This is a genomic window from Phocaeicola sp. RTP21198st1_B8_RTP21198_201120, assembly GCF_040929485.1.
Taxonomy (GTDB): domain Bacteria; phylum Bacteroidota; class Bacteroidia; order Bacteroidales; family Bacteroidaceae; genus Phocaeicola; species Phocaeicola dorei.
This window is the reverse complement of sequence record NZ_JBCOCI010000323.1, coordinates 311-1,485: the sequence shown is the minus strand read 5'-3', so window position 1 is coordinate 1,485 and position 1,175 is coordinate 311. Positions and strand designations below refer to the sequence as shown.

The window sequence follows — 1,175 nt, the reverse complement described above, 5'->3', positions numbered from 1 at the left end:
CTATCTATATCTGCTATTTATATGTGTCATCTCTTGCCTGTTCGTTTCGTGTAGTGATGAGGATAACAAGGGAGAAGATATTCCGGAATGGAACCGGTTCAGAACAACTAACGTGTTGGTTTATGCGCACTTGTCAGAGCAAAATTTATTTAGCTCTTGTAGTTATAAAGAGGTGGCGTCATCTATCAGAAACACTGTTCATTCAGTGGCATTGTTGGACAGGACGAACGCTGTCTATGGGCAAACTGCAATCATAAATACGGGTACGGAGACTGCTAGAGAGAGCAAGAAAGTGCCGGTGTTTGTACCTGTCAGCTATAGTAACGGAGAGAAAAAGATAATCGGCAGTACGGTTCTTTTTCCTTCTACTATTTCCGAAATGACACAATATGTAGTAAAAAACGATTGCAGATATCTTGAAACAAAAACAGAAGCAGTGAACGGAATAGATATGCTCTTCTGTTCTGTATCATTAAATAGTGAAGACCTGATAGCTCCGGCTGTCGACGTTTTCAAGAAAAAGGTAAACGAACAGACGGTTCTGGTAGGCACTGTTAAACGTGCGTTATTGCCTAATCTTGAGTCGGCAATTACTTCTAACTTAACTTCTGATACCTATTCTTTCGTAGAAGTGGAAAATAGAAATAGAGACTCCGAGTATTGTATATTTGTCCTGACTTCACACAAATGGGCTTTTAGGGGGGTAACCGAAACAAGTGTAAGCGGAGATTTACATTGTTTTCAATTACAAATCGAATCTTTAAAATAAAAAATGAACGGTCATGAAGCAATATATCAAAAATATAATGATCCTGATACTTGCCCTTCCATGGGGTTTGTTGTTGACAAATTGTAGTGATAGTGAGCCCGATTATTCGGACGACAACGCGTATCCGCCACCTACTGTAGAACTCACTTCTCCTTCTGAAATAGATGTGGTGGAGTATAACTCGACGGTGACTGTATCTGCCAGAAGTTTCTCTGCTGTGGGTATACATAGCATATATGCTACCTTGTTGAAGATGGATGAGAATGGAGAATATGAAGAGATAAACGCGACTGAACGTCAACGTTTAAAGATAGATACCTTGCAAACTGATATGACACTTGAATTTGACTTGAATGTCAAGGTTAACACGCGTGAAGCAGCCGGGATACTGGTAACATCAACGGAC

At 40.1% G+C, this 1,175-nt stretch carries 1 protein-coding gene and 1 pseudogene; both read left to right on the top strand.

What is annotated here, in order from left to right; translation table 11 throughout:
- Positions 1-769 (top strand): hypothetical protein (locus AB5935_RS25905; protein WP_368327861.1); only part of this gene is annotated, 769 nt, incomplete at its 5' end.
- 13 nt (positions 770-782) lie between these two features.
- Positions 783-1,175 (top strand): annotated as a pseudogene (locus AB5935_RS25900) (hypothetical protein); the annotation flags it as partial.